This window comes from Streptomyces sp. SID3212 (assembly GCF_009865405.1).
GTDB lineage: Bacteria > Actinomycetota > Actinomycetes > Streptomycetales > Streptomycetaceae > Streptomyces.
This window is the reverse complement of the sequence record NZ_WWJY01000310.1, coordinates 1-3,447: the sequence shown is the minus strand read 5'-3', so window position 1 is coordinate 3,447 and position 3,447 is coordinate 1. Positions and strand designations below refer to the sequence as shown.

The 3,447-nt window shown below is 71.5% G+C and carries 3 protein-coding genes; 1 reads left to right on the top strand and 2 read right to left on the bottom strand.

The features are described 5' to 3' along the window. Positions 1-110: 110 nt before the first annotated feature. A complete protein-coding gene (locus GT042_RS09520; protein WP_161308270.1) occupies positions 111-413 on the bottom strand; it encodes a hypothetical protein in 303 nt (100 codons plus the stop codon). Positions 414-568: 155 nt separating this feature from the next. Beyond that, positions 569-1,993, bottom strand: a complete 1,425-nt coding sequence (locus GT042_RS09515; RefSeq protein ID WP_161308269.1) for an NCS2 family permease — start codon at positions 1,991-1,993, stop codon at positions 569-571. A 184-nt stretch (positions 1,994-2,177) separates the two neighbouring features. Here GT042_RS09515 and GT042_RS09510 point away from each other — a divergent pair, with 184 nt between their 5' ends. Further along, positions 2,178-3,389, top strand: coding sequence for an MFS transporter (locus GT042_RS09510; RefSeq protein ID WP_161308268.1), 1,212 nt, complete (start codon positions 2,178-2,180; stop codon positions 3,387-3,389). Positions 3,390-3,447 lie beyond the last annotated feature (58 nt).

The window sequence follows — 3,447 nt, the reverse complement described above, 5'->3', positions numbered from 1 at the left end:
GGCGGTGGCCGGGCTCGCGGCGGCGGGCGCGGCCAGGGCCGTACCCCCGACGACGGCACCGGTCGCGGCGGCCGAACCGGCCAGGAAGACACGGCGGTTGAGGGTACGGCTCATCGTCCGTCCGCCTTTCCGGTCCAGGCTTCCGTGATCGACGGGTAGAGCAGCGGCGGCGAGGCCTGCTGGGCGTACTCCGGCGCGGGCGTGCCCGTCACGGGCGGCGACCAGCCGCCGATGGCGGCGGGGGTCGAGGCGACGAAGGAGCGCAGGGAGTTCAGGACCTGGGTGCGGGTGGGGACACCGGTCGCGGGGTCGGACTGTTCGGGCAGCAGGGTGAGGTCGAAACCGGCCAGGGCGAGCCTGGTCCCGACGTAGGCGTCCAACTGCTCCTGGGTGGGCGGCTGTAGCTGGCTCAAGGGGACCTCCGGGGTCACCGGGCAGTGCGGGGGGGTGCAGTGCGCGACTCCATCACCCGTCGATGACCGCCTCGTTGAGCTCACGCTTCACGTGCGTTACCAAGAACGCTCATGACCCGCGCGGCCGTTACCGCCGCCTCACCCAGTCGGGCGGGTCAGCCGATCCACTGCTCGATCGGGTCGATCGCGAAGTAGACGACGAACAGGGCGGCCGTGGCCCAGAGCAGCCAGTGCACCTCACGCGCCTTGCCGAGCACCGTCTTGATGAGGACGTACGCGACGAAGCCGGCGCCGATGCCGTTGGTGATGGAGTACGTGAACGGCATGACGGCGATCGTCAGGAAGGCCGGGACGGCGATCTCGTACTTCTCCCAGTCGATGTGCCGGACCTGCGACATCAGCAGGAAGCCCACCACGATGAGCGCGGGCGCCGCCGCCTGCGCGGGGACGACGAGCGCGAGCGGCGCGAGGAAGAGCGAGAGGCCGAACAGGGCGCCGGTGACGACGGAGGCGAAGCCGGTACGTGCGCCCTCGCCGACGCCCGCCGCCGATTCGATGTACGCGGTGTTGGAGGAGGCGGAGGCCGCGCCGCCCGCGACCGCCGCGGCGCCGTCGATGAGCAGGACACGGCCGAGGTTCGGGACCTTGCCGTTCTCGTCCAGGAGCCCGGCCTCGTTGGAGACGCCGACGACGGTGCCCATGGTGTCGAAGAAGTCGCTGAGGATGAGGGTGAAGACCAGCAGGACGAGCGTGACCACGCTGATCTGCTGGAAGGCGCCGAAGAGGCTGAAGGAGCCGATGAGCCCGAAGTCCGGCGCGGCGACGAGGTCGTCGGGGACGGACGGCACGGTGAGCCCCCAGGCGGCGGGCTTGATGTCGGCGATCTCGTTGATGAGGACGGCGACGAGGGTCGTCACGACGATGCCGAGGAGGATCGCGCCCTTCACCTTGCGGGCCACGAGCGCGAGGGTGAGGAGTACCCCGAGGCAGAAGACCAGGACGGGCCAGCCCGAGAGGTGGCCGGTGGCGCCGAGCTGCACGGGTACGGAGCCGGTGTCGCCGGGGATCCGGGTGACGAAGCCCGCGTCGATGAAACCGATGAACGCGATGAAGAGCCCGATGCCCACGCTGATGGCCTGCTTGAGGGACTGCGGGATGGCGTTCATGACGGCCTCGCGCAGCCCGGTGACGACCAGGACGCAGATCAGCAGCCCCTCCAGCACCACCAGGCCCATCGCGTCGGGCCAGCTCATCAGCGGGGCGAGCTGGAAGGCGACCACGGCGTTGAGGCCGAGGCCGGCCGCGACGGCGAGCGGCAGGTTGCCCCCGAGCCCCATGATCGCGGTCATGACGGCGGCGACCAGGGCGGTGGCGGTGACCAGTTGGGGCCCGGAGAGGTGGGCGCCGAACTTGTCCTCGGCGCTGCCGAGGATGATCGGGTTGAGGACGAGGATGTAGGCCATCGTGAAGAACGTGGCGAAGCCGCCGCGTATCTCCCTGGCGTAGGTCGAACCCCGCTCGCTGATCTTGAAGTACCGGTCCACGGCACTGCCGTTCTCGTGTGTTGCCTGGCCTGACATGGGGCTCCTAGCCGGGGTCGGACGGTCGCGGGGGGTACGGGGGATTGTGCACCTGTCAGGAACGGTTCAGGTTTTCAGGGTGTTAAGCGTTGTCCGGCGCGACATCTTTCCGATGCCCTTCTGAGGCCCGGGATAGGGCGGTTGCCCCATGCCGGCGCCCCTCCTCAGCCACCACCCTGACGCCATGCGACGACGTGAAGAGGAACGTGGCGACGGGGTGCTGCGGGACCGCACCGCGAGGCTGTACCTGGCCGGGGTGGTGGTGTCCGGTTTCGGCACCTCGGCGATGTGGCTGACCGCCGGGATCTGGGCCAAGTCCCTGACCGGCTCGGACAGTCTGGCGGCGCTGACCGTCTTCGCGATGTGGGCACCGACGCTGGTGGGGCCGGTGCTGGGCGGGATCGCCGACCGGGTGCGGCGGAGGCCGCTGCTGATCGTCTGCAACCTGGGGATGGCGCTCCTGCTGACAACACTCCTCGCCGTCGACTCGGCGGACCGGATCTGGATCCTGTTCGCCGTGCTGTTCGTGTACGGGACGACCGGGGTGGTCATGGACGCGGCGGAGACGGCGCTGATCGCCGGGGTGGTCGACCAGCGGCTGCTGGGCGGGTTCAACGGGCTGCGGACGACGGCCAACGAGGGCATGAAGCTGCTGGCTCCGCTGGCGGGCGCGGCGCTCTACGCCCGGTACGGCGGGGGGCCGGTGGCGCTCCTGGACGCGGCGACGTTCGCCTTGGCGGCGGGGCTGTTCGCGTCGATGCGGGTGCGGGAGTCCCCGCCGGTCCCTTTGCCCGAGCACGGCCGGCGGTCCGCGACGCCGGAGGCGATACGGCGGCTCCGGGACACCCCGGCCGCGGGCCCCCTCGTGCTGGCGGCGGCGGTGACGATGCTGCTGGCGGGGCTCAACGGCGCGGTGATCTACGCGGTGGTGGACGAGAGCCTCGGCCGCTCCCCCGCGTACGTGGGCGTGCTGTACGCGGTGCAGGGCGCCGGTTCCGTCCTGACCGGCCTCCTGGCGGGCCCGCTGCTGCGCCTCGTCCCGGAACGGGTGTTCGCGGCGGCGGGGATCACGGTGTTCGCGGTGTCCCTCGGCCTACGGGCCCTCCCGCACGACGCGGCGGTCCTGGCGAGCGCGGCGGGGGTGGGGGCGGGGCTGCCGTGCGTCCTGATCGCGGCGATGACCGCGGTGCAGCGGGAGGTGCCGGGGGTGGTGCTGGGTCGCGTGTCCGCGACCGCGTCGACGCTGATCTTCGCGCCGAACGCGGTGGCGCTTGGGCTGGGGGCGGGCCTGGTGGCGTTCGTGGACGTGGGGGGCCTGCTCTTGACTGCGTCTACGCTTGGTCTGGCGACGGCGTGGGTTGTTGCGCGTCGCGCGGTGGGGGGCGTGGGCCCCTGATCGTCCTCGCGCCGGTGTCCGGCGCGGGTTACTGATGTCCTCAATCGCCGGACGGGCT

What these genes read in the sequence shown, in the direction of transcription:
- GT042_RS09510 (WP_161308268.1), top strand. Translation starts at nt 2,178, where the DNA reads ATGCGACGACGTGAAGAGGAACGTGGCGACGGGGTGCTGCGGGACCGC.
- GT042_RS09515 (WP_161308269.1), bottom strand. Translation starts at nt 1,993, where the DNA reads ATGTCAGGCCAGGCAACACACGAGAACGGCAGTGCCGTGGACCGGTAC.